This window comes from Yoonia sp. (genome assembly GCF_014859355.1).
Lineage (GTDB): Bacteria > Pseudomonadota > Alphaproteobacteria > Rhodobacterales > Rhodobacteraceae > Yoonia.
In genome coordinates, this window is sequence record NZ_JACUUJ010000020.1 from 1 (window position 1) to 23,343 (window position 23,343).

The 23,343-nt window shown below is 62.1% G+C and carries 23 protein-coding genes and 4 pseudogenes; 10 read left to right on the forward strand and 17 right to left on the reverse strand.

Going from position 1 to position 23,343, the window contains the following annotated elements:
* A pseudogene (locus IBX59_RS08710) lies at positions 1-552 on the forward strand (3-oxoadipyl-CoA thiolase); the annotation flags it as partial.
* A 100-nt stretch (positions 553-652) separates the two neighbouring features.
* On the opposite strand, the gene IBX59_RS08715 reads toward IBX59_RS08710, so the two are convergent.
* The 17 genes and pseudogenes from IBX59_RS08715 to IBX59_RS08795 form a co-directional block, all read right to left on the reverse strand.
* Positions 653-1,396 carry an MBL fold metallo-hydrolase gene (locus tag IBX59_RS08715; RefSeq protein WP_296374543.1) on the reverse strand — a complete coding sequence of 248 codons (744 nt, stop codon included), beginning with the start codon at positions 1,394-1,396 and terminating at the stop codon, positions 653-655.
* On the reverse strand, positions 1,387-1,950 hold the full coding sequence (gene phnN, locus IBX59_RS08720) for a phosphonate metabolism protein/1,5-bisphosphokinase (PRPP-forming) PhnN (protein WP_296374546.1): 564 nt from the start codon (positions 1,948-1,950) through the stop codon (positions 1,387-1,389). The genes IBX59_RS08715 and phnN overlap by 10 nt, the downstream gene beginning before the upstream one ends.
* Positions 1,947-3,083, reverse strand: a complete 1,137-nt coding sequence (locus IBX59_RS08725; protein ID WP_296374548.1) for an alpha-D-ribose 1-methylphosphonate 5-triphosphate diphosphatase — start codon at positions 3,081-3,083, stop codon at positions 1,947-1,949. Before IBX59_RS08725 ends, phnN begins: the two co-directional genes overlap by 4 nt.
* On the reverse strand, positions 3,080-3,784 hold the full coding sequence (gene phnL / locus IBX59_RS08730) for a phosphonate C-P lyase system protein PhnL (protein WP_296374550.1): 705 nt from the start codon (positions 3,782-3,784) through the stop codon (positions 3,080-3,082). Before phnL ends, IBX59_RS08725 begins: the two co-directional genes overlap by 4 nt.
* A gap of 7 nt (positions 3,785-3,791) precedes the next feature.
* A complete protein-coding gene (locus IBX59_RS08735; RefSeq protein ID WP_296374551.1) occupies positions 3,792-4,622 on the reverse strand; it encodes an ATP-binding cassette domain-containing protein in 831 nt (276 codons plus the stop codon).
* A complete protein-coding gene (locus tag IBX59_RS08740; protein WP_296374553.1) occupies positions 4,619-5,518 on the reverse strand; it encodes an alpha-D-ribose 1-methylphosphonate 5-phosphate C-P-lyase PhnJ in 900 nt (299 codons plus the stop codon). The genes IBX59_RS08735 and IBX59_RS08740 overlap by 4 nt, the downstream gene beginning before the upstream one ends.
* Positions 5,505-6,611, reverse strand: coding sequence for a carbon-phosphorus lyase complex subunit PhnI (locus IBX59_RS08745; protein WP_296374555.1), 1,107 nt, complete (start codon positions 6,609-6,611; stop codon positions 5,505-5,507). Before IBX59_RS08745 ends, IBX59_RS08740 begins: the two co-directional genes overlap by 14 nt.
* Positions 6,612-6,614: 3 nt before the next feature.
* Complete coding sequence (gene phnH / locus IBX59_RS08750) at positions 6,615-7,169, reverse strand: phosphonate C-P lyase system protein PhnH (protein ID WP_296374557.1); 555 nt, start codon at positions 7,167-7,169, stop codon at positions 6,615-6,617.
* On the reverse strand, positions 7,166-7,615 hold the full coding sequence (gene phnG, locus IBX59_RS08755; RefSeq protein WP_296374560.1) for a phosphonate C-P lyase system protein PhnG: 450 nt from the start codon (positions 7,613-7,615) through the stop codon (positions 7,166-7,168). The genes phnH and phnG overlap by 4 nt, the downstream gene beginning before the upstream one ends.
* A 10-nt stretch (positions 7,616-7,625) precedes the next feature.
* Positions 7,626-8,657 (reverse strand): phosphonate ABC transporter, permease protein PhnE, encoded by a 1,032-nt coding sequence (gene phnE, locus IBX59_RS08760; RefSeq protein WP_296374562.1) that lies wholly within the window; start codon positions 8,655-8,657, stop codon positions 7,626-7,628.
* A complete protein-coding gene (locus IBX59_RS08765) occupies positions 8,650-9,477 on the reverse strand; it encodes a phosphonate ABC transporter ATP-binding protein (RefSeq protein WP_296374564.1) in 828 nt (275 codons plus the stop codon). Before IBX59_RS08765 ends, phnE begins: the two co-directional genes overlap by 8 nt.
* Positions 9,477-10,403 (reverse strand): phosphate/phosphite/phosphonate ABC transporter substrate-binding protein, encoded by a 927-nt coding sequence (locus IBX59_RS08770; RefSeq protein WP_296374566.1) that lies wholly within the window; start codon positions 10,401-10,403, stop codon positions 9,477-9,479. The genes IBX59_RS08765 and IBX59_RS08770 overlap by 1 nt, the downstream gene beginning before the upstream one ends.
* 37 nt (positions 10,404-10,440) lie before the next feature.
* Positions 10,441-11,214 carry a phosphonate metabolism transcriptional regulator PhnF gene (gene phnF / locus IBX59_RS08775; RefSeq protein ID WP_296374568.1) on the reverse strand — a complete coding sequence of 258 codons (774 nt, stop codon included), beginning with the start codon at positions 11,212-11,214 and terminating at the stop codon, positions 10,441-10,443.
* A 90-nt stretch (positions 11,215-11,304) separates the two neighbouring features.
* Positions 11,305-11,799, reverse strand: a complete 495-nt coding sequence (locus IBX59_RS08780) for an FGGY family carbohydrate kinase (RefSeq protein ID WP_296374571.1) — start codon at positions 11,797-11,799, stop codon at positions 11,305-11,307.
* A gap of 19 nt (positions 11,800-11,818) precedes the next feature.
* A pseudogene (locus tag IBX59_RS08785) lies at positions 11,819-12,441 on the reverse strand (SDR family oxidoreductase).
* A gap of 49 nt (positions 12,442-12,490) precedes the next feature.
* Positions 12,491-12,901, reverse strand: a pseudogene (locus IBX59_RS15175) (sugar ABC transporter permease); the annotation flags it as partial.
* 113 nt (positions 12,902-13,014) lie between these two features.
* Entirely contained in the window at positions 13,015-13,422 is a 408-nt protein-coding gene (locus tag IBX59_RS08795; protein WP_296374575.1) for a substrate-binding domain-containing protein, read from the reverse strand.
* Positions 13,423-13,635: 213 nt separating this feature from the next.
* On the opposite strand from IBX59_RS08795, the pseudogene IBX59_RS08800 reads away from it, so the two are divergent.
* From IBX59_RS08800 to IBX59_RS08840, 9 genes and pseudogenes are all read left to right on the forward strand, one after another.
* A pseudogene (locus IBX59_RS08800) lies at positions 13,636-14,139 on the forward strand (LacI family DNA-binding transcriptional regulator); the annotation flags it as partial.
* Positions 14,140-14,207: 68 nt separating this feature from the next.
* Positions 14,208-15,632: a BTAD domain-containing putative transcriptional regulator gene (locus IBX59_RS08805; RefSeq protein ID WP_296374577.1), complete on the forward strand. Its 1,425-nt coding sequence runs from the start codon at positions 14,208-14,210 to the stop codon at positions 15,630-15,632.
* Positions 15,633-15,722: 90 nt separating this feature from the next.
* Positions 15,723-16,961 (forward strand): cytochrome P450, encoded by a 1,239-nt coding sequence (locus IBX59_RS08810; protein WP_296374580.1) that lies wholly within the window; start codon positions 15,723-15,725, stop codon positions 16,959-16,961.
* The gene (locus IBX59_RS08815; RefSeq protein ID WP_296374581.1) at positions 16,958-18,025 is read left to right on the forward strand and encodes a PEP/pyruvate-binding domain-containing protein; all 1,068 of its coding nucleotides are present in this window, start codon (positions 16,958-16,960) and stop codon (positions 18,023-18,025) included. Before IBX59_RS08810 ends, IBX59_RS08815 begins: the two co-directional genes overlap by 4 nt.
* 25 nt (positions 18,026-18,050) lie before the next feature.
* Positions 18,051-19,862: a PEP-utilizing enzyme gene (locus IBX59_RS08820; protein ID WP_296374583.1), complete on the forward strand. Its 1,812-nt coding sequence runs from the start codon at positions 18,051-18,053 to the stop codon at positions 19,860-19,862.
* 56 nt (positions 19,863-19,918) lie between these two features.
* Complete coding sequence (locus tag IBX59_RS08825; protein WP_296374585.1) at positions 19,919-20,524, forward strand: HD domain-containing protein; 606 nt, start codon at positions 19,919-19,921, stop codon at positions 20,522-20,524.
* 11 nt (positions 20,525-20,535) lie between these two features.
* A complete protein-coding gene (locus tag IBX59_RS08830) occupies positions 20,536-21,975 on the forward strand; it encodes an aldehyde dehydrogenase family protein (RefSeq protein WP_296374588.1) in 1,440 nt (479 codons plus the stop codon).
* Entirely contained in the window at positions 21,972-22,589 is a 618-nt protein-coding gene (locus tag IBX59_RS08835) for an HD domain-containing protein (protein WP_296374590.1), read from the forward strand. Before IBX59_RS08830 ends, IBX59_RS08835 begins: the two co-directional genes overlap by 4 nt.
* Positions 22,582-23,328, forward strand: coding sequence for an SDR family oxidoreductase (locus tag IBX59_RS08840; RefSeq protein ID WP_296374592.1), 747 nt, complete (start codon positions 22,582-22,584; stop codon positions 23,326-23,328). Before IBX59_RS08835 ends, IBX59_RS08840 begins: the two co-directional genes overlap by 8 nt.
* Positions 23,329-23,343: the final 15 nt, after the last annotated feature.

The window sequence follows — 23,343 nt, forward strand, 5'->3', positions numbered from 1 at the left end:
ATTCACCTGGCGATCGCGGGCGGTGTCGAAAGCATGTCGCGCGCGCCCTTTGTCATGCCCAAGGCCGAAAGCGCGTTTTCGCGCACCAATGCAATTTATGATACCACCATCGGCTGGCGTTTTGTTAACCCTTTGATGAAAGCCCAATACGGTGTGGATTCCATGCCCGAAACCGCCGAAAATGTCGCTGCGGATTTCAACGTGACGCGCGCCGATCAGGATGCGTTTGCGCTGCGCAGCCAAGACAAGGCAGCGGAGGCCATCGCCGCGGGGCGGTTTTCCAGAGAAATTGTTCCGGTCACCATCCCGCAGCGCAAGGGGGATCCCATCGTCGTGGATACCGACGAACATCCGCGTGTCACCAGCTTGGAAAATCTGGCAAAATTGCGCGCGTCCTTCCGCGAGGGGGGCAGTGTCACGGCCGGAAACGCCAGTGGCGTCAATGGCGGGGCGGCGGCGCTCGAGATGCAGCTGAATGGCGGAAAACGCTCGCTTTCCACCATGTGCATCGGTGTCGGCCAAGGCATCGCGATCGCGCTGGAAGCGGTATAAAACCGCAAAAGATGCCATAGCGGACGGTGCCCCGCATGATGAACCCGGGCAGGCCGGTGCTGGCAAAACGACAGGGGGTCTGGCCGTCGGCGCAGACCTGCTAGCCAACGTCCACGGTTTCATGATCCTGCGCGATCCCGCATACGATCCCTGAAACGGCCGCATACTGATCAAGATCGTGGTTGATATGCGTCAGTCGTGCGTCCCGCGGGGCAAGCTGCGCGAGAAGTGCATCAGCCTCGTCCAGATCGTTGTGGCCGCGTGGGTCGGGCGCGCCGGGCGGATAGGCGCAATCCAACACAACCAGATCCAGCGGCGCGGTTTCCAGTGTCGCAAAGGTCGCGTCCGGCAGGCCGCGCGTGTCGGACAGATAGGCGATCCGCTGTGCGCCGTGTGCGATCACCCAGCCCAACGTCGGGCGCGAATGGATCAGCGCGACCGGCGTCACCGTAACCGGCCCGATGCAAAACGCATCGCCCGCCGCGCAGGTCAGGAATCGCAGCCGGCCGGGGTGTTTCGTCAGGTCGTCATAGCCGCGCGGATCATGGGGGCACCAGACGGGCAAGGGTTCGGCCATGCTCCACCGCATCAGGGTCAGGCCAAGGCAATGGTCGCCATGGAAATGCGTCAGCAGAACGCCATCAAGGCTGCGGGGCGGGAACCGGTCCACCAGATCGGTGCGGCCGGCGTCGATCAGCAGGCGCAGGCCTGCAACTTCTAGCAGCGCAGAGGCCGGGGCGCGGGCGCGTGACGGGTCAGCGCGGGCCGCTTCACACGCGGCGCAGGTGCAACCGTGAACGGGCGCGGCCCAGACGCCGCCGGTGCCAAGAAAGGTCAGGCGCATGTCGGCCCGTCCTTTTGGATTGCAGCCAAAAGCAGCGCCGCTGCCTGCGCGGGGGTGCCGTCGTTCGGGATGCTCAGATGGACCGGCGCGGGCGCAAGGCCACGGCTGCGGGCGAGGCGTTCCGCGATGTCTGCGGCGCTTTCGCGTCCCCGTGCGACCAGACGCGCGGCCAGAACCTCGGGGCGGGCGGTGATTTCGGTGGCGACAAGCGCAGCGCCAAACACCCGCCGCGCGGCGGGCAGCGCGGCACGCGATCCGTTGGCGATCACGGTCATGCCCGCGTCCAGCCATGGCTGCACCTCGGCCCCGATGCCATAGCTTAGCCCGTGGCTGTCCCAGTCCAGCGCAAAGGCGCCTGCCGCGCGCAACCGCGCAAAGGCGGCGGGCGAAACCGGAATGTGCTGTTCTGCGCCGCCACTATGCAGGGGGCGCGTGATCATGCGGCGGGCAAGGATCACGTCATCGGTCGGGCGCAGCCGCGCCATGGCCCCCGCGATCACCGTATCCTTGCCTGCGCCCGATGGCCCGACAATCAGGAACAGCCGCCCCGTCATAATGCCCCAAACCCATAGACCTGCGCGCCCGCAACCCATGTGGCCGCGACCGACAACGCGCCCCCGGTATCGCGCACGCGGATCAGATCGGCCCGTTTGCCCTGTGCAATCACCCCACGATCGGCAAGGCCCGTCGCGCGCGCCGGTGCGCCCGACAGCAGGGCAGTGGCCTGCGGCCAGCCAAGGCCCATCTCGCCTGTCAACACACCAAGCGCGGGCAGCATGGCCTGCGGCGCATAGTCCGAACACAGCGCCCCTGCCACGCCCGCCGCAATCGCATCCCGCGCCGACAGCGCACCGGACTGGCTGCGCCCGCGCAATACGTTTGGCGCGCCGAACAGCGTCACCAGACCCGCGGCACAGCCCGCGCGCGCGGTGTCCAGATCAAGGGGAAACTCACTGATCGTGGCGCCGACACCCGCCATAAAGGCGACGCGATCCGCGCCTTCGTCGTCATGCCCCGCCAGTGCTACGCCATGCGGACGGGCGTGGTCTGCAAGCCGTTCGACACGGGCGACGATATTGCCAGCCTCGGCCTGTTTTGCGCTGATCCTTTCCAGAATTTCGCCATCATCCTTGGCATAGACGCGACCAAAATAGGCGCCATAAGCGGCGGCATCCTTGAACTGGCCCTGCCCCGGCGTGTGGTCCATAAACGACAAAAGGCTGGCCACGCCTTCGTCGATCAGCCGTGTGACCCGCGCTTCGGATCCGGCATCGGTCAGTTCATAGCGGACATGCACGCAGTGATCGACCGCGCCACTGAATGCGTGCAATGCACGCGCCAACGCTTCGGCAAAGTCCACGTCGCGCACGCCCAATTCGCCCTCGGCAAAGCTGATGCCGTGAAACGCGGTCGTCACCCCCGCCGCCGCCATGCGCCGGTCGATCGCATCCAGCGCCACAGGCAGCGGGAAAAAGGCGTTGGGGCGGGGTTCCACCTCTTTTTCAATCGCGTCGCCGTGTAGGTCGATCAGGCCCGGAAGCAGCAGGTCGCCCCGCAGGTCGGTCCGCGTGGCCCCTTTGGGCGCGTCCGCGCCAAGGGCCACGATGCGCCCATCCTCAATCGTCAGGCTGCCATGCTGCAAACCCTCGGTCGTGACGATGCGCGCGTTTTCCAGATGCTGTGTCATGCCACCGCCTCGAACGCGCGGCGCTCCACCGTGATCTTCACATCGGCCAGCCGTTCGACAATGGCCATGTCGTGAAAGATGCCGACCATGGCGGCCCCCTCGGCCTTGGCGGCCTCGATCATCGCGCAGACGTTTTCGCGCGCGACCGGGTCCAGCGATGCGGTGGGTTCATCCAGCAACATCAGCCGCCCCCCTTGGGTAAAGCTGCGCGCGATGTTGACGCGCTGGCGTTCACCCCCGGAAAAGGTGGCGGGTGTGGCATCCCACAACTGTTCGGGGATCGCCAGCGCCGCAAGCATTCTTGCGGCCTTGTCATGGGCGGCATCACGGTCCACGCCCTGTTGCAGCAGGGGCCGGGCGACGACGTCCAGCGTGGACAGGCGCGGCAGGCAATGCAGGAACTGCGTCACAAAGCCGATTTCCGACCGGCGCAGGTCGGTGATCTGCGTTTCAGGCGCTGTGACCAGATCCACCAGATCGCCCGCAGCGGTGCGGTAAAGCACCTGCCCCGTTGACGGCACATAGGTGCGATAGATCGCCTTCAAAAGCGAGGATTTCCCCGCCCCCGACGGGCCGACAAGCGCCGCCAATTGCCCCGGTTTCAGATCAAAGCTGATCCCCTCGGCAGCGGGCACATGTTTGGCGCGGTCGTGGATATAGAACCCCTTACCCAGATCGCGCACGGAAAGAATATTGTCCATCAGGCCCTCACAATGCGCTGGAAACAAGTTGTTGCGTATAGGCGGCCTGCGGATCCTCAAGGATCTGGTCGGTCAGCCCCGACTCAATAATGCGGCCGTATTTCATCACGATGGTGCGGGTGGTCAGGTGGCGCACCACGCCCAGGTCATGCGTGACGACAAGCATGGACACGCCCGTGACCTCTTGCAGTTCCATGATCAAATCAAGGATACGCGCCTGCACCGACAGATCAAGGCCGGTCGTCACCTCGTCCAGCAACAAAAGCGGCGCACCGGTGGACAGGGCGCGCGCGATCTGCACCCGCTGCTGCATCCCGCCCGAAAAGTTGCGCGGCAATTCGTCCATACGCGCAGGCGGCACCTCGGTCCGGGCCAGAAGCGCGGTGGCCTTTTCGCGGATCACCCGGTAGCTGAGTTCGTCCGACATCAACAGCCGTTCGGCAATGTTGCCACCGGCGGAAATGTCGAAATTCAACCCCAGTGACGGATTCTGATAAACCATGCCCATCCGGGTATCGCGCAGGCGCAGTTGTTGTGCCTCATTCAGCGAAAACAGGTCATGCGCGTGGCCTTCGTCGTGGAATGTCGCCTGCCCCGATGTCGGCTTGTCATCGAAATACAGCATCTTCACGAGGGACGACTTGCCCGAACCACTCTCGCCCATAATCCCCAGCACCTCGCCCTTGTGCAGGCGGAACGATGCGCCCGCCACGGCCACGACAGACCCGCAATGGCGGCAAATGTTGGTGTCATGTTCCGGCCCGGTCACGTCCAGACAGGCCGGGCAGCCGGGGCCGTGGATGCGGGTCAGGTTATCAACGTCAAGGATCGGTTTCATTCTGCGGCCTCCAGCCGTTCCAGGCGCATGTCGCAATATGCGGCATCCGAGCATTGAAAGACGCGCGCGCCATCATCATCAAGGAATTCATCAAGAAAGCTGTCATCGGCCCCACAACGACGGCAGCAATGGCGCTTGCCCGTGGCCTTGTCGCGGAAATTTTCCACCGCGAAGGTGACATCGTTGAAGGTGATCGGCACCGCATCGGTATGGGGCGGCACGGCATAGATGCGCTTTTCGCGGCCCGCGCCAAACAGATACAGGCAATCGGCCTGATGCAGTTTCGGCACGTCAAACCGCGGGATCGGTGACGGGTCGATGATATAATGCCCGTTGATCCGCGTGGGGTAGCGGTGCGAGATTGTGATCTCGTCAAAGGCGACCATATCCTCATACAGTTTCACCCACAGCCGCGCGTAATCTGCCCGCCCGTGCATCCGGCGGCGTTTGGCGGCATTGGGTTCCACCACCACCAGTGGGTCGGGGTAGGGCACCTGAAACACCAATATCTGATCGGCGCGCAGGGGCAGTTCAGGAATGCGGTGGCGGGTCTGGATCACGCTGGCCTCTTCGGTGCGCAGCGTGCCGGTGACGCCCGGACAGGTGAGCGCGAAAAAGTTGCGGATATTGGCTGCGTTCACGCTGTCATCTGCGCCCTGATCAATCACCTTGCAAGCGTCGTCCGGCCCCAGAAGCGCCAGCGTCAACTGCATCCCCCCGGTGCCAAAACCGCGCGCAATGGGCATTTCGCGGCTGGCATAGGGAACCTGATGGCCCGGAATGCAGACCGCCTTGAAGATCGAGCGGCGCAATTCGCGCTTGGCGTCTTCGTCCAGAAAGGCAAAGCCGTATTCCGCGCCTTCGCGGGTCTGGCCCATGGTATCAACGGGGTGCATCTGTGGCCTCTTCGGTTTTGCCTTGCGCGGCGCGCAGGCGGTCCATGTCAGACTGGAAGGTAACGTAGTGGGGCATCTTGTAATGGGTGCAAAACCCCATGCTTTCGATGCCGTCCACATGCAGCAGCACGAATTCGGGGTCTTCAGACGGGTTTTCGATGCGGCCCTTTTCGCGGGCCACGCTGATCGCACGGTCCAGCACGGACATGGCGATCGCCTTGACCTCGTTATGGCCAAAGCAGGCACCATAGCCGAGGGTGAACACCGGCGCGCCGTCGTCGGATTTTTCGAACATGGCGACGATCTCGCATTCCGTCACCAGAACCTCGCCCGCCTCCATCGGCTTGCCCGTCACCGGGTGCGGCACCATGACCGGCACATACCCCACGCGCAATTCGCCGACCGTGGGGTGCACGTCGCCGTAACCGCGCATGTTGGAATAAGCGAGCGCCAGCAGGCCACCGGTTTCCCCGCGCGCCATGGTCGCCAGTTGCGCCGAACGCGGCACGGGGAAGATCAGCGGTTCGCGGGTGATGTCAAAAGGCGTCTCGTCGCTGTTTTCCAGCGGGGCCAGCAGACCCTCCTCGCGCAAGCTGTCCAGCACCTTGGGAAAGGTCAGGGCTGTGTCGTTCTCGGGCCGGTTGCCCAGCCAGTCGCGGGTGATCTCGTCGAACCGCTCTGCGCCCTCGTCCATCAACTCGAACCGGAACAGCCGGTGCAGGTAATCGGGCGTCGCGCCCAGCATCTGCCCGCCGGGAATGTCCTTGAACGCGGCAGAGACACGGCGGATCACGCGCATGTTGCGGGTATCATGCGTCGCGGTTTCGCCAAGGCGCGGCTTGGTCGAACGATAGGCGCGCAGGAAAAACGCGGCCTCAAGACTGTCGCCCAGCGATTGCTTGAGCGCGAGTGAGGCAAGGCGCGGGTGATAAAGGCTGCCCTCGGACAGCACCTTGGAATGCAAAAGCGGCATCTGGCGTTCGATCTGGTCAAGCTCCAGCGGGGCGCTCTCGCCCATGGCGCGCATCGCGTCCATCAGGCGCGAAGACCCCTTTATCGCGTCAGCGCCGCCGCGAATGGCTACATAGGCCATGGCTCAGGCTCCTATCTTGGTTGTGCGGGGGATGACGGTCAGGCGCGTGGCATCGGCCAGCACCAAATCCACCCCCATCGGGAAATCGGCGCACCAGCGCGCGCGGGCGGTCAGCCAGTCTGGTGCAAGGCCCTTTGGGGCCAGCGTGGCGGTGCCGTTGATCCCCGGCCCGGTCAGGGTCAGGGCCGCACCTTCGGTCAGGCTGTCCACCATGATGACGAGCGTCGCCCCGTCTTCGGGTGTATCAAGCGTGCCAAGGCGGGGCGTAAAATCAGGGGCGGCGGTGCCCACAGACAGGATAAAACCGGCCTTATCCACTGTGGCCTTACCCACATCGAGAAAGGCAAAATCGGTCGCGGACAGCGTGCCGGTTAGGTCAGCCAGCGTCTGGGTGTTGTCGCAAAAGGTGGCAAGGGCCGCCAGCGCAGCAGGCCGCCCGTCCAGCAGATCCCCCAGATCGGCGATCTGGCCCGGGCGCGCCGCCACATCCAGAATCCGCCTGAACAATGCCTGATGCGTTGCAGGCCGCCAAAGGCGGGGCAGGTCAAGAACACTCATTCGTCTTCCTCCGACAAGAGTTGAAAATCAACCTTTGTGCGGTCAAGCGACAGCGCGCGGCGGGCCTGAGTTTCGGCCCGCGCGGCCATCCCTTCGGCCAGCAGCGCCTCGATTTCGGGTGCTTCGGGTAGATCGGCCACCAGCGCCGCATCCAGAATGGCCAGTCGTGTGACAAGGGCCAGATCGTCGCTCATCAGCGCAGCACCGCCTTCGGCCACGCCTTCGGGGGCGGTCAGGCGCAGATGCACGCGGGCCATCGGGATTTCGCCCAGATGAAACGCGGCACCGGCGACGGATTCGCGCAACTGCATTAACATCAGCCCTTCGCGGGGCGGCGCCAGCAGGTCCACCTGCGCGCGGTCGCGGATGCGGTCGGCCAGTGCCGCGACCCGCCCTTTATCAGCCGCGGCCAGTGCCGCCGCCCAGTCTTCTCTGTTCGGTCTCATTGTCATTTCCTTATCCAATCAATCGGGCGCGCACCCGGGCCGACACCTGATCAAGCACGAACACGGTAAGGAAGATCACCAGCAGGATCGTGCCGACATGGCCATATTCAAACGTGTCGTAGCGGCCCTTTAGTTCTTGCCCGATACCGCCCGCACCAACGAGGCCGATGACGGCCGCCATGCGCACATTGCGGTCCAGAATATACAGCGTGTAGGCCACATAAGACGGCGCCACCTGCGGTAACACGGCGGCGCGCAGCACCCGCAGCTTGCCCGCGCCAAGCGCGGTCAGCGCCTCTTGCGGCTTGCGGTCGGCGGCCTCGATATCTTCGGCATAGAACTTGCCCAGAAAACCCGCGCCATGCAGGCCAAGCGCCAGATAGCCCGCAATCGCCCCGAACCCGAACCCCAGGACCAGAAACATCGCGATGATCAGTTCCGGCATCGACCGCAGAAAGCTGACCACGCCGCGGCTGGCGGAATAGGCAAAACGATTGGGCGTATAGTTGCGCGCCCCAAAGAAGGCGAGCGGGATCGACAGCAGGACCGAGATGATCGTGGCCCAGATGGCGATTTCAAAGGTTTCAACCATCTTGCTCAGCACCTTGGTCAGATAGCCGAACGGGTGGACCAGATATTCCTTTACCTCGACCTGTTGCTCAACCTGAAGGGTGTCGGCGTTGAGGTGATAGGTCGTTACCTCGGTCGCCTCGATCCGGGTGAACATCGGCAGGGCGTCACGGTCCAAATCGGTGATCCGCGCCAGTTCGCGCCGGTCCTCGATCACAAAGGGAAACAGCGCGCCGATCATCCGGCCCAACCCCTTGCCGACCTGGCTTTCGTCCTTCAGGCCCACGCCAGCCGCCACAGCCTCGCCGGTCAGGTTCAGCATTTTACCCACTTCCATGCGCTGCCCCGACCAGAAAAGCGCGGTGGCGATCAGCAGCACGGCAAGCGCCGCACGCCAGTCATAGGGCGCGCGCAGATGCCATTCAGAGGCCGGGCGCGGGTGCCCGCCGGTTTGTAGTATTGCCTCACGCATAGGCTTTCTCCTTGGTCTCGGGGCTTGGCACAGCCAAACCTTCGTAAAGCTCTGCCTCGGCGCGGTCGTCGAAAAGGGCAGGCTTGCCGTCAAACACCACGCGCCCCTTGCGCATCCCGATGATGCGATCGGCGAATTCGCGCGCAAGGTCGGTCTGATGCAGGCTGCACAGCACGGTCGCGCCCTGTTCGCGGGCTGCTTCGCGCAGCAGGCCCAGAACCTCGCGGCTGATTGCGGGGTCAAGGCTGGCGACAGGTTCGTCGGCCAGAATGACCTCGGGGCGCACCAGCAGCGCGCGGGCAATGCCCACCCGTTGCTGTTGCCCGCCCGACAGCGCCGCAGCCCGGCGCGGCAGGTGAATCTCATCGAGCCCCACTCGCGCCACCACCTCGCAGACGCGTGTGCGCAGTTCAGGCGGATACCAGCCCAGCATGGCGCGCCAGCCCGCCACCTCGGCCACAGCGCCGGCAAGCACGTTGGCGGCCACGCTTGCGCGTTCCACCAGATTGAATTGCTGATGCACCATCGCCACCCTGCGGCGGATGCCGCGCAAGGATTTTGGCGACAGCGCCGTATCGCCCAGCATCATCTGGCCCGAGGTCAGATCGGTCAGCCCGTTCACCACCCGCAGCAGCGTTGATTTGCCAGAACCGGACGGGCCAAGCACGACGCAAAATTCGCCCCGCGCGACATGGGCCGACACGCCGTCAAGCGCGGCGACCCCGTCGGCATAAACCTTGCGCAAGTCCCGGAAAGAAAGGTGCGGTTGCCCCTCTCTCCCGGTTCCGAGCGCAGCTTGAAGGATCGCCGCGGCCGCCATCAGTTTGACGCCTTCGCGATGATCGCGGTGCGCAGATCGCCCGACACCTTGGACAACGTGACCAGCGCGGGGGCCATCATCGTATCGGTTACGGTGGCGTCATAGCGGTCAACCTGTTTGCCACCGTAACCGCGGATCATCTCGGGCGTGATACCGGGGGCCTCGTGCACGGTGTTGAAGGCGTCGCGCAGCCGCGTTTTGACGTCGGCAGGCAGCTTGGTTGACATCGCCAGCGGCGGGTTCGGGATCGGGTCGGATTTTCCGATGACCACGAAATCAGTGGCGCTGATCGTGCCCGCGTTGATCGCCTTTTCGAAACTGTCGAAAGAGGCGGCAGCGGCATCGACCTGACCCTCGGCCAGCGCCTTAAGGCTGTTGGCATGGCTGCCGGTCATGCGGATCACACTGAGATCCGTTGCCGGATCAAGGCCAGCCGCCACGATCATCGCCACCGGGTAAACAAAGGACGAGGTGGAATTGGCGTCGCCAAAGGCCATCTCGTGCCCCTTGAGATCGGCGACAGAAGCGATGCCGCTGTCCTTGCTGGCGTAGATGCCAGAATAATAGACCGATGCGCCCTTGTTGACATCGACCGCCAGCAATTCAGCACAGCCGCGTTCCTTGGCCGGCAGGTAAGAGGCAGCGCCGAACCAGGCGATTTCGACGACATCCGAACAGATCGCCTCGATCACGGTGGCATAGGTCTGGCCTACCTTGATGTCGAAATGCACGCCGGTTGTTTGCGTCACAGCATCGAACACCGGTTTGAAATCGGCGCGGGTGCCGTCCTCGGTGCCGCCATCTGCGGGCACCAGCATGACGCGGTATGGGTTGGATGCAGAGCCGTCGGCTTGCTGTGCCATCACAGCGGTGATAGAGATCGTCGTCGCGGTCGCAGCTGCGGCGAAAGTCCTGAGCAGAGACATTTGTCTTCCTCTTGATGATCGTTGATTGACTGGGCAGTCAGGGCTGTGGCCGCACCTCCATGTACGGCCCTTGGTCTTCGGTGGCCCATTCGGGGTCTTCCACCGAAAGCTGGATACGATCACCACGAAACTGGGTGATCACATATTCTTGGACGACACCGCATTCGCGGCAGGCATTCACGCCCTTGATACGCAGCACCGGCTGGGTGCGCGGCATTCGCAGGGCAAGCGCATCCGCAGGCAGCGGCAGGCGCGTGCTGATAAGGCTTTCAACACGGTCAAGCGTGATCCCCGCGACCGCGCGCAGATGCCGCGTCAGCGATCCGCCGGGATAGCTGCGCGCCGCTTCAGCCGCGGCGCCGGTCATGAAATGCAACGTCAGCGCATAGGGCAGATCACTTTCGCCGCGCAGCGTTTTCAGACACAGCACCGGCGTGCCCTCGGCCATGCGCAGCCGCCGCGCGACACCACCTGCGGCAACGATTTCGTCACGGGCCAGCAGGGTGACTTGCGCGGTCCGCCCGCTGGCGGCCAGACGCTCGGTGAATTTGGTGTCGCGCCCGATGCCATAGATCAGCCCACGCGAAAGCACCCTTGTGCCCCGCCCGTGCACCCTTTCGACCAGCCCCTCGGCGATTAGTTCGTCAACGGCACGACGCAGGGTATGGCGGTTCACGCCGAAACGTGCGGCCAGTTCCGGTTCTGCCGGAAGCCAGTCGCCCTCGTCCAGGCCACGTTCGATCTCGGCGCGCAAGGCGATTGCAATTTGCGCCCAAACGGCGGTGCCGGATTGTCTGACAAGCTGTGGCAAGGTCTGTCCCTCGATTCTCTTCATACAGACGTCTAGACGACTTATGTGACAGGTATGCGACGGTTGGCCACTTTTGGCATTTCCTGCTTTTCAGGCGCGCCTTGATCGCAAGCCAGGAAATTTGCAATGCGATTGTACGTCCAGACGCGCCAAGGTTTTTTGGCCACCGCCACCTTTCGCCCCCATGGAACCGATGCCTCCGGCGTGCACATCTATCAGCCCGGCAGCGACCGGTGTGCCGGCAACAAGGCCAAACTCTTTGGCGGCCTGTGGGGATAGACCATCCCCAAGGGCTGATCCGGCCGGCACGATATTTACGCCGATACGTTTGAAATCTTCACCGACAAGTTCGCCCAAGCCGATGGTATTGAAGTAATCCGCATCCCGCACCGATCTGACGACGGCCTGCCAGATGTCATCACTGGATTGTTCGACTGTGTTGGCGCCCTGGCGGTAGATCGACACCGCATTTTTGGCGGCACCGACCATCCGGCCATCGGTCGTGAACACACCAGCGCGGGCACTGCCGGTGCCGACATCAACACCAATGACATAACTTTCTTTTGCCTGTGATCCGGTCAACATGCTGTTTCCTTCCCGTTGCCTATAGATCGACGCTGTTGGGCAAGATCACCATGTCGCGGATCACGACGCCGCGGGGACGCGTCAGCATGAACAGAACGGCTTCGACAACCCCGCGCGGTTGCATCAGCGACCCGTTTGCAAGCGCCTTTTCCATTTTTTCTTTGGGTCAGTCATCCAGCAACGCCGTAACGACTGAACCGCGAACTTTGACGCTGTGTAGATTGGTTCCCATACGACAGGGACAACGCCCGCAACCAAGCTGGTAAAGATGATGTCACCGGTTTTGCATTCAATCATCGCAGGCAAAACGGCCGGAACGCTGCGAAAGGCTGCGTTGATGTTCAGGTTCAGCATCCTGTCCCATTCATCTGGATTACCTTCTGCGGCCGCCCCGCCCACATATGCGCCTGCATTCGCATGGAATATGTCAAGCGGACCAACCAGATTTTCGATCTGCGGCAACATTCCCGAAACTTGCGGCCCGTCAAGAACGTCGATGACCAGCGGTTTGGCAGCGTCACCCAGGTCTTCGCACACAGCGTTCAGCCTGTCGCTGGCCCGATCGATCAGGACGACCCGCGCGCCTTGCGCGATAAGGATCTGTGCGCATGCCAACCCGATCCCGGACGCAGCACCTGTTATTGCTGCGGTTTGTTATCCATTGTTTTGCTCATTTTCATATTCTGATCATTCAGGCGCGACCATGGCTCGCCCGCGAACGCCGCGCGAGAGAGTCAACGATGACAGCAATGGCAAGAACGGCCCCTGTAATCATGTCGCGCAGAGAAGAGCTGAGGTTGAGTAATGTAAGCCCGTTAGAGATTACCGTGATGACAAGAACACCCAACAAGGCAGACCGGGCCGACCCGCGGCCACCGAGCAGCGAGGCACCCCCGATGACGGCTGCGGCAATCGCGTTCAGGTTCACATCACCTGTTCCTGCTTGCTAGTTGGCCGAGGCAAGGCGTGCGGCTTCGACATTGCCGCCGACAGCAAACATGGACCGCCCCCATTGCGTGCGGGCCAGAGCATAGTTGAGCATCACGACAAACAACACAAACACGCCAAACATCCACGGCACGCCACGACCCTATTCCAGATAGAAAACCGCAAAAAAAGGGCAATTGAAAGGAATGTCGCCTTGACCACTGCGCCGCTCAATGGGCTGGCAGAAAGGTTTGCAGCACTGCGCTGCCGGTTCGTGCGCATCTTGTGTCATTGGTCTTCCCCAATATCTTCGCGTTTGCGCGCAGCCCGTCGCGAGACGGAATTTTCGCTGGCGTCAGTAATGGCGGAAACAAGGTCTGGGTGGGAAATTTCAACCAGGGCTGCGGCTGCCGCTGAATCCACCGGATCAAGAACGACCACACGCGCCCCTTGTGCGATAACGGAATTGAACTGTTGTTGTTGCAGGGCGACGTCCGCGTTGCCATTCTGGTAGATCAGCGTGCAGTCAGGGAAAAGCGCCGTCATGGCGGCCTGAAAACCCGGCCAGTCTTTTTCTTCGTTACGGGTCGATGCCTGATCGGGCATCAGGAATGCCACAGTCCGGGCGGTTGCCGTTGTGGCGATCAGTGTAGTGACAAGCGTTGATGCCGCCGCAAGTGAGGTGATCTTGTTCATCTGTTTGCTCCTCCAAACCAAATTAAACCCCGCTGACGCGGGTAGCGATGTCTGAGAAGAAAACAAGACGTCTGGCGCTGCCGGGCGCTGCGGGCAGCCATTGACCAGAACTGAACTCCTCCCAACGCATCGCAAAGTATGCGCAATCAATTGTTCTGAATCAGCATGACTTCGACAGGCTTGTGTGAATTGCTGAAGGTTGCTGTGAAATTTATGGAAAATGAATCGAGAAGAACACCGATTTACGACCTTGCAAAACTTGCCAATGCGTCGCCAAGCGCGGTGAGTTCCGTGCTGAACGGGACGTGGAAAAAGCGGAGAATCAGTCGAAAACTGGCCGAACGCGTGATGCAGTTGGCCGAAGAACAAGGCTATTCTGTCATCGTGCAAGCCAGCTTACTGCGTCGGGATCGCTCTAACATCCTTGGCATGATCGTCCCGAAATACGACAACCGATACTTTGGCAACATTGCCGAGCAGTTTGAGATAATGGCCCGCGTGCGCAGATTTTTCCCTATTGTCACATGCACACAACGTGACCCCGACCGGGAATTTGAAGCTGCAAAAGAGCTGGTTTCTTATCAGGCTGAATGTCTGATCTCGACCGGGGCCACTGACCCGGATCGCATTTCAGCATTTTGCAAAGCGTCGGGGGTTCAATCGATCAATCTGGATTTGCCGGGCAAGGATGCACCGTCGGTCATATCCGATAACTACGCAGGGGGTTGTTTCAGGGGCATCGGCTGACAAGATGTCACCTGCACAGGACAACAAAGGGTTTACTGGTGAACACGATAAACGCCGCTGTCATTGCAATGCCGGGGAACGACCCGCTGCCAAGGTGTATGCCGGGGGGCGATATGGCGCATGATCGGGTTGTTGCCGTCACCGACAGCGCAGACTTTGCCCGCCGTTTGCAGGCGGACCGCAGCATCAGCTTTTCAACCGCCCACCTGCAAACCAGCCCGTTTGACGCGCAAACCATTGCCCAGGCGTTGCGAACCGCAGTCGCGGGGGCGGGGGCCAAGGCGCTGCTTGCCGTTGATATGCGCTGGGGGATCGAAACCGCCGCCGCCTCGGCAAATTTCGAAATCTGGGGCGCGTTATGCGCCGATCTGGCCGCTACAGAGCTGCGGATCGTGTCTGTCTATGACTGGCAAATGCTGACCGGCGATCAACTGCTGGCCGCGCTGCGCGGGCATCAGCAATTTCTGGCCCCCGACGGGCTGCACGACAATCCGTTCTGGCTGCCCAATGCCTATCTGGCCACGGCCAGCCTGCGCGAACAGGTGTCGTTTCTTTTGGGGCGTGTCGTGCCAAGCTGGCAACCGATGGTGCTGGATCCGGGTGCCGACGGGCAGGCGGCCATGGGGGCCGATCCCGGCTGGCTGCCGGTGGCCGAATTGCGGCCCATGCGTGGCCTTGGGCAACGCTGGAAAATCCGCTGTTTCGGGCGGCTGCGCGTCTATACCAGCGATTCACAGCAGATCGACTGGCAAATCTCGGGCGGTGCGCCGCGCAAGATCAAGGCGCTGTTTGCCTATCTGCTGACCCGCGGTGAAGCCGGCGCAGCCGCTGACCGGCTGGCAGAGTTCCTGTGGCCCGATGGCAGCGATGAGGATGCCAAACGCGCCCGCCTGCACCACACCGTGGCCATGCTGCGCAAAGTGCTGGGCCACAAGGATTTCATCGAAAGGCGGGGCGACTGGTATCACCTGCGCCCGCCGCCGGGCAGCTGGATCGACATTCATACGTTCGAACAGTTCTGCCGCCGCGCCAAGGCGCTGGAGCGGGAAAGCCAGTTCGACCAGGCCTATGCCATGCTGCAAGCCGCCGAGAGACTTTATACCGGTGATCTGTTCGAAGACCTGTCACAGGAATACGTGGAAAGCGAGGTCGAAGATTGGTGCCTGCCACAGCGCGCATGGCTGCGCGACATGGCGCTAAAGGTGCATCGCGACATGGCCATGCTGCTGCGGCGGCGCGGCAAATTGCGCGATGCGATCAAACATTGCCAACGCGCGCTGGACATCGACCCCACCTGCGAAATCGCCCACGAAGAAGCAATGCGCATTTTCCATGCGCAGGGCCGGCAAGATGCGATGGCCCGCCAATACCGCCAGTATGTTGATGCGCTGGCCGACATTGGCGGTGACACGACCTATCCGCCGCTGCAAAGCATCTTTCAGGGCCTGATTTCAGGGCATTGATTTTTTGCCAAAAAATCTTCCCAAAGAAAAACCAAAGAATCATCTCTAACTATGGGTGCAAGGATAGAATCATATAAGGAGGAGGATGCGATGACTGTCGCCGCAACGGTTTCGCCAGCCAATGGCTATGACCCGTTCGACCTGAGCGCACCCCACGCGACGTGGGCAAAGATGCGCGAAAACAAGCCTGTTTTTCAGCACAAGGACACCGGCTATTTCATCGTCACGCGCCATGCCGATATCAAGGCCGTGTTCGATGACTGGCAGACGTTTTCGTCAGAAAACGCCCAGGCCCCGATGCGGCCCATGTGCGCCGAAGGCCGCCGCATCATGACCGAAGGCGGGTTCACCGCCTATTCGGGCCTGTCGGCCCGCGTGCCGCCCGATCACACCCGCATCCGCAAGATCGTGCAGGGCGCATTCGGGCCGCGCCGGTTCAAAGCGATCGAACCGAAGATCGCACAGATCGTGGCCGATGCGCTGGACCGGATCGCGCCACTGGGCCGTGCCGATTTCTTTCGCGATGTGGCCTATGACGTGCCAGCCTTTGTGCTGTTCGCGCTGGTCGGTATCCCTGACAGCGATGTGCAAAAGGTCAAGGCGTGGTCGGTCAGCCGCGCAGTGTTGACATGGGGTGAACTATCAGACGCCGAACAACTGCCACATGCGCACAACATGGTCGCCTATTGGGACTATTGCCGCGCCCTGGTGGCCGCGAAGCGCGCAATCCCCGGTGATGATCTGCCCAGCGACCTGTTGAAATTGCAAGCCGAAGGGGCCGAGATTACCGACGATGAAATTGCCGGTGTGATGTATTCTGTCCTGTTTGCCGGGCATGAAACAACCACAACGCTGATGGCGAACGGGGTGCACACCCTGTTGACCCACCGCGACGCGTGGGATGCGATCTGTGCCGATCCCGCGCTGATCCCCCAAGCGACCGAAGAAATCCTGCGGCACGCGCCGTCGATCGTGGCGTGGCGCAGGCGGGCAAAGGCCGATGCGCAGATCGGCGGGGTCGCAGTGCCCGAAGGGTCGGATATTCTGCTGCTGATGGGGTCGGGCAACCGTGACGAGACGGTGTTCCCCCATGGCGAGGATTTTGACATCGGGCGCGCGAATGCGCGCAACCATCTGTCGTTCGGCTATGGCATCCATTTCTGCCTTGGCTTCCAGCTGGCCAAGCTGGAATTCGGGATCATGCTGCGGCAACTGACCGCGCGTTTCCCCGACCTGCGCCTGACCGGCGACGGCAAGATCGACTATCTGGCAAATGTGTCCTTCCGTATTCCGTCGAAGGTTGAAATTACTTGGGGAGACGCGACATGACCGAAAAATTCATTCTGCCATTCGACCGGATCACGGCCGCAGATCACGACCGGGTGGGCGGCAAATGCGCATCGCTGGGCGAAATGACCCGCCACGGCGTCGCGGTGCCCCCCGGCTTTGCCATCACAACCGAAGCATATGCCGAAATGCTGGCGCATCAGGGCCTGCACGCCGAGATCGCGGCGCTGCTGGACACACTCGACCCTGATGATGTGGTCAGCACCGAACGTGTCGCCCGCAATATCGAAACACGCGTGCGGTCGCATCCGATGCCTGCGCATATCGAACAGGCGATCCGCGATGCCTATACCGCGATGGGCGGGGATTTGGCTGTTGCCGTGCGATCCTCTGCCACGGCCGAAGATTTGCCCGACGCCAGCTTTGCCGGACAGCAAGACACCTATTTGTGGGTCATCGGTGCCGATCAGGTGGTGGAAAAGGTCCGCGATTGCTGGGGGTCGCTGTTTACAGCGCGAGCCATCGCCTATCGCGCCAAGGCCGGGCTGGGCCAGATCGAGGTGCTGATGAGCGTTGCCGTGCAGAAAATGGTCAACGCCCGTGTTGCTGGCGTGGCCATGACCCTGAACCCGACCACCGGCGACCGCACCAAGATCGTGATCGACGCATCATGGGGCCTGGGCGAACTGGTGGTTTCGGGGGTTGTGACGCCCGATAACTTTACCGTCGAAAAGGTGCTGATGGAGGTGATCAACCGCAAGATCGGTGACAAGCATCTGGAACTGGTCGGTGACGCGACAGCCGGCGCGACGATCGAACGCCCGGTTGACGCCGACCGGCGCGCCTCCGCCTGCATGACCGACGCCGAGGTCATCGCCGTTGCCGCCCTTGCCAAGCGGTTGGAAAAACAGAACGGCTGCCCGCAAGACGTGGAATGGGCCATCGACGCTGATCTGCCGGATGGGGAAAACCTGCTGGCGCTGCAATCGCGCCCCGAAACCGTCTGGTCGCAAAAGAAAACCGCCGCCAAACCCAAAGCCAGCTACGCCGTAGGCATGGCCGGCATCGTTGGCACACTGAATAATCCGCTTGGTTCAAAAACCTGAAATTCTCTGGGAGGAGAAAACAAAAATGGACGCACAAACCCCGATGTTCCCCAGCCCCTATGATCTTCAGGCCCCGAAAGGGGCCGAGGACTGGCGGGATCTTTACCCCTATTACCTGACCTTCCAGCCGCAGTTGCGCGAAAAGGAAGACGCAAAGTTCTGGTTTTGCGACAGCCAGCACTGGCCAAACCCGTTCCGACCCTTTGATGCGATGACGGTTGAATTTTCTGTCAAATGTCTGGGCCAATACAACACCCGTCACCTGATGGTGCCGCCCGCCAACGGCGTCGATTACCGGATCCACAACGGCTATTGCTATATGTCGCCGGTGGCCGTCGCGCCCGAACTGATTGCAGGGCGCGTGCCGATGTTCATGGAACGCGCCGGGCATTATTTTGCGAACTGGGACAGCCTGATTGAAAACTGGCACAAAAAGGTGCGCGCCAACATCGACGAAATGGAAGCCCTGCAATTCGAAAAACTGCCCGATGTCGTGCCGCTTGAATGGATCACCGAAGGCCGCGGGCTGGATAACACCACCGCGATCATCGAAAACTATGACCGCGCAATCAACCTGCTGTATCGCACATGGCAATATCACTTTGAATTCCTGAACCTTGGCTATGCCGCCTATCTGGATTTCTTTGGTTTTCTCAAAGGTGAATTTCCCACGATCCCCGATCAGGCGATTGCCAAGATGGTGCAGGGCGTGGACAGCGACCTGTTCCGCCCTGATGACGAGATCAAGAAACTGGCGCGGCTTGCAGTGTCGCTGGGCGTGGCCGATGCGCTGCGCAACGGTGCGGTAGATGACGCACTGGCCGCTGTCGCTGCCACCCCCAATGGAGCCGAATGGATCGCGGCCTGGGAGGCGGCAAAAGACCCCTGGTTCAACTTTACGTCGGGCAACGGGTTCTATTCGACCGACAAATACTGGATCGAACATCTTGATATCCCGTTGGGGTATCTGCGCGACTATATTGTGCGCATCGAAGCCGGCGAAACCATCGAACGCCCCACGGCCAAGCTGATCGCGGAACGCGACCGGATCACCGAAGAATATGCCGAAATGCTGGATGACGAGGCCAAAGCCGTGTTCGAAGGCAAGCTGGGTCTGGCGCGCACCGTGTTCCCCTATGTGGAAAACCACAATTTCTATATCGAACATTGGTCGATGGGGGTTTTCTGGAAAAAGATGCGCGAACTCAGCCAGCTTTTGCACGAAGAAGGCTTTTGGCCGACGCCGGACGGCATGTTCTTTCTGTCCCGCCAAGAGGTCCGCGATGCGCTGTTTGACTATGGCAATGCATGGGCCACGGGGGGCGACTGGATCGGCCCGCACCACTGGCCGCAGGAAATCGACCGCCGCCGCGCCATTCTGGCCGCGCTGGCCACAGAACCGCCGCGCCCTGCGCTGAACAACCCGCCCGAGGTGATTACCGAACCTTTCACCATCATGCTGTGGGGGATCACGTCAGAGGCCATCCAAAGCTGGGTTGGCACGGATGAAAACAGCATGGAGCTGACAGGCATGGCCGCATCGCCGGGGCGTGTTGAAGGGATCGCACGTGTGCTGCGCAGCCCCGATGACCTGCACCTGATCCAGCAGGGCGAAATCCTTGTCACGCCCGTCACCGCGCCAAGCTGGGCGCCCGTGTTTGGCAAGATCGCGGCGACCGTCACCGATATCGGCGGCATGATGAGCCACGCCGCCATCGTGTGCCGCGAATATGGCCTGCCCGCCGTCACCGGCACCGGCACCGGATCGTCGCGGATCAAGACAGGCCAGCGCCTGCGCGTCGATGGCAATGCCGGGACGGTCACGATCCTTGACTGATCTGCAATGAAAAGGGGGCGGTCCTGCCGCCCCCACCCCGAAAAGGAGGCCACGCCATGCTTACCACCTTATCACGCACCGACCGTTATGATGCCGTCTGGCGCGCTGCCGAACCCTATATGCGGGCGCGCAAGAACGACATTCACATCCCGCTTAGTTTCGCATGGGCGCAGCGGTTGCTGGATGACCACCCGCAGGCCGACCGCGATATCGTCAGCCTTGCCATCCTGCTGCACGACATCGGCTGGTATTCCATCGACATGGACGACATCATCGAAAAAGGGTTCAGCGGGCCAAATATGCTGCAATCCGATGTGCGTTACCTGCACGAATCCGAAGGCATCCGGCTGGGCACCCCCTTGATGCGCGATGCGGGCTGGTCAGATGACGTGATCGCGCAGGTCTGCGACATCATCGACGGCCACGACACACGCACCGACGCCCGCCACCTGAACGACCGGCTGGTGCGCGATGCCGACAAACTGTGGCGGTTCGAGGTGACGGGCATTGCCGTGGCCTGCGACTGGTTCAAAACAACGCCGCATGGCTATGCCGACCGGCTGGAAACGCAAAAAGACCAGCTTGAAACCGCGGCAGGCTGCCGCTGGGCGGCAGAAACGCTGGCCGCGTCGCGCGCCGCGCTCATGCTGCATGTGATCTGAAGGATTGAAACATGGATATGTTTATCGACGGCGGCTGGCACCCATCGGTGTCAGGCGACACCCAACCTGTGACCGAACCTGCCACTGGAACGGTGTTTGACACCGTCCCGCAAGGCACCGCCGCAGATGCCGATATTGCCATCCGCGCCGCCGCCCGCGCCTTTGATCTGTGGCGCCATGTGCCAATGGCCGAACGCGTGCGCATCCAGAAGGCCTGCGCACAGGCGATGCGCGACAATGCAGACAGGATCGGCGCCGCCTTGCACCGCGAACTGGGCCGCCCACTGCCCGCCGCAGTGGCCGAGATCACGCGCTCAGCTGATCTGCTGGATGTTTACGCCGAAGAAGGGCTGCGCCTTCAGGCGACCATGGCCCTGTCTGCCGGCCCCGGCGAAAAAACTGTCGTGACGCGCGACCCTGTGGGTGTGGTCGTGGCGATTACGCCGTTCAACTATCCTGTCACGCTGTTGATGTTCAAACTGGGGGCCGCCCTGATCGCGGGCTGCACCGTGGTTGCCAAACCCGCCGAGGATACGCCTACATCGACGCTGCTGCTGGCAGAGCTGTTTCATGAGGCGGGCCTGCCTGCGGGGTGTTTCAACGTGGTCACGGGGCGGGGCAGGGGCATCGGCAGTGCGATGATCGAACACCCGATCCCGCGCAAGATCGCCTTTACCGGCGGCACGGCGGCGGGCAAGGCGATTGCCGCCGCCGCCACCGGCACGATGAAACGCGTGACGCTGGAACTGGGCGGGCAATCGGCGGCGATTGTCTGTGATGATGCCGATCTGGACCGCGCGACAACCGCCATTGCGCGCCACGGTTTCGCCAATTCGGGGCAGTTTTGTTACCGCGTGAACCGCGTTTATGTCGCGCGTCCGGTTTATGCGGCGTTTCTTGACATGCTGGTGGCAAAGGCGGGCAAGCTGACCCTCGCCCCCGCTGGGGGCACCGGTGATCTGGGGCCGCTGGTCAACGAAAAAATTTACGCCAATTCCGAATTGCACGTGGCCGATGCCCGCGCCAAGGGTGCGCGGGTCGTGCTGGGGGGCGACCGGCAGCGCGGCGCGGGTTTTGACGCGGGGTTCTATTTCCCGCCCACGATCATCGCCGATGCCACCCATGACATGCTGATCCTGACCGAAGAAACATTTGGCCCGGTGCTGGGCGTTTGCCCGGTGGACAACCCGGCAGAGGCGCTGCGCCATGCCAACGACAGCCGCTATGGCCTTGCCGGGTTCGTGTTTACCCGCGATCTGGCCCGTGGCCTGACCCTGTGCGAAGGGCTTGAGGCCGGGTCAGTCTGGCTGAACGACATCCACCGTTCCAGCCATTACGTGCCGTTTGGCGGCATCAAGGAAAGCGGGCTGGGCCGTGAAAAGGGGCGTTACGGCGTCGAGGCTTATCTGGAATACAAAACGATGTACCTCAGCTATGAGGTGCCGGCATGACCCGCACCCTTGACCCGCGCGACCTGCCCCTGTGGCACGATGCGCGCAGCTTTCTTGATGTGCGGTCGAATGATGTGCATACGTTGGTCGCATACGGTCTGGCGCGCGCGCTCTGCGCCGAACATCCGCAGGCCGATCCTGCGGTCGTACTGCCGGCCATCCTGCTGCATGACGTGGGCTGGAAAACGGTTGATCCCGCGTTGTTGTCCAAGGCGGTGGGGCCAAATGCGACCCACCCCGAACTGGTGCGCGTCCACGAGGTTGAAGGCGTCAAGATCGCCCGCGACATACTGGAACGGCACCGCCCCGCGGGGATCGATACCGCGCAGGTGCTGGCGATCATCGACACCCACGACACGGTGAAAACCGCCACATCGCTGAATGACGCGATGGTCAAGGACGCCGACAAATGCTGGCGGTTCACGCCGCATGGCGTGGCGACCATCGCTGCCTGGTTTGCCGAAGGGCAGGCGGAAACGCTGGATATGCTAGAAGATTTTGTCATGCCGTCGATGCTGACGGATGCAGGCCGCGCGATGGCGCGCGGGTTTATCGTGGCCGCGCGCGCGCAGATGGAAGCGGGCGATTATCTGAAAGGAACGCACAATGTCTGATCTGGATCTGACCGGCAAACGGGTTGTGGTCACGGGGGCCGCAGGCGGTTTGGGCCGCGCCTTTGCCATAGGTTTCGCCAAGGCGGGCGCGGTGGTGATGGCGGCGGACGTGAACGCCGCAGGCATCGCCGAAACCGCCGCACTGACAGGCGGCCATGCGCAACAGGTCGATGTGACCGACACCGCATCCTGCACCACACTGGCCGCAGCGGCGCACGACCGGATGGGCGGCGTTGATATCCTGATCAACAACGCGGCGATTTATGCCGGGCTTGACCGCGCCCCGATGGAAGCCCTTGAAGAAGCGGTCTGGGACAAGGTGATGGCCGTGAACGTCAAGGGCGTCTGGCAGGTCAGCCGCGCGCTGTCGCCACTGTTGCGACAGTCGGGGGCAGGGGCGATCGTGAACGTCGCATCGGCCACGGTGTTTTCAGGGTCGCCGCAATGGCTGCACTATGTCGCGTCCAAGGGGGCGGTCATCGCCATGACCCGCGCCCTGGCCCGCGAAATGGGCGACGACAACGTGCGCGTCAATGTCATCGCGCCCGGCTTTACCCTGACCGAGGCAAGCCTGAACCTGATGGATGATGCCGCCAGCTATGGGGTGACCCGTGGCGCACTGAAACGCGCCAGCCAACCGCAGGACATGGTAGGTGCGGCGCTTTATCTTGCGTCTCCGCTGGCGGGTTTCGTCACGGGGCAAACGCTGATCGTCGATGGCGGGCGGCAGTTTCTTTAACAGACAGGACATTGG

Coding starts and splice junctions, on each gene's coding strand:
- IBX59_RS08735 (WP_296374551.1), bottom strand. CDS start 4,622: ATGAAACCGATCCTTGACGTTGATAACCTGACCCGCATCCACGGCCCC.
- IBX59_RS08815 (WP_296374581.1), top strand. CDS start 16,958: ATGACCGAAAAATTCATTCTGCCATTCGACCGGATCACGGCCGCAGAT.
- IBX59_RS08740 (WP_296374553.1), bottom strand. CDS start 5,518: ATGCACCCCGTTGATACCATGGGCCAGACCCGCGAAGGCGCGGAATAC.
- IBX59_RS08795 (WP_296374575.1), bottom strand. CDS start 13,422: ATGAACAAGATCACCTCACTTGCGGCGGCATCAACGCTTGTCACTACA.
- phnE (WP_296374562.1), bottom strand. CDS start 8,657: ATGCGTGAGGCAATACTACAAACCGGCGGGCACCCGCGCCCGGCCTCT.
- phnL (WP_296374550.1), bottom strand. CDS start 3,784: ATGGACAATATTCTTTCCGTGCGCGATCTGGGTAAGGGGTTCTATATC.
- phnN (WP_296374546.1), bottom strand. CDS start 1,950: ATGACGGGGCGGCTGTTCCTGATTGTCGGGCCATCGGGCGCAGGCAAG.
- IBX59_RS08715 (WP_296374543.1), bottom strand. CDS start 1,396: ATGCGCCTGACCTTTCTTGGCACCGGCGGCGTCTGGGCCGCGCCCGTT.
- IBX59_RS08765 (WP_296374564.1), bottom strand. CDS start 9,477: ATGGCGGCCGCGGCGATCCTTCAAGCTGCGCTCGGAACCGGGAGAGAG.
- IBX59_RS08780 (WP_296374571.1), bottom strand. CDS start 11,799: ATGTTGACCGGATCACAGGCAAAAGAAAGTTATGTCATTGGTGTTGAT.
- IBX59_RS08840 (WP_296374592.1), top strand. CDS start 22,582: ATGTCTGATCTGGATCTGACCGGCAAACGGGTTGTGGTCACGGGGGCC.
- IBX59_RS08745 (WP_296374555.1), bottom strand. CDS start 6,611: ATGGCCTATGTAGCCATTCGCGGCGGCGCTGACGCGATAAAGGGGTCT.
- phnG (WP_296374560.1), bottom strand. CDS start 7,615: ATGAGACCGAACAGAGAAGACTGGGCGGCGGCACTGGCCGCGGCTGAT.
- IBX59_RS08725 (WP_296374548.1), bottom strand. CDS start 3,083: ATGACACAGCATCTGGAAAACGCGCGCATCGTCACGACCGAGGGTTTG.
- IBX59_RS08835 (WP_296374590.1), top strand. CDS start 21,972: ATGACCCGCACCCTTGACCCGCGCGACCTGCCCCTGTGGCACGATGCG.
- IBX59_RS08770 (WP_296374566.1), bottom strand. CDS start 10,403: ATGTCTCTGCTCAGGACTTTCGCCGCAGCTGCGACCGCGACGACGATC.
- IBX59_RS08825 (WP_296374585.1), top strand. CDS start 19,919: ATGCTTACCACCTTATCACGCACCGACCGTTATGATGCCGTCTGGCGC.
- IBX59_RS08810 (WP_296374580.1), top strand. CDS start 15,723: ATGACTGTCGCCGCAACGGTTTCGCCAGCCAATGGCTATGACCCGTTC.
- phnH (WP_296374557.1), bottom strand. CDS start 7,169: ATGAGTGTTCTTGACCTGCCCCGCCTTTGGCGGCCTGCAACGCATCAG.
- IBX59_RS08820 (WP_296374583.1), top strand. CDS start 18,051: ATGGACGCACAAACCCCGATGTTCCCCAGCCCCTATGATCTTCAGGCC.
- IBX59_RS08830 (WP_296374588.1), top strand. CDS start 20,536: ATGGATATGTTTATCGACGGCGGCTGGCACCCATCGGTGTCAGGCGAC.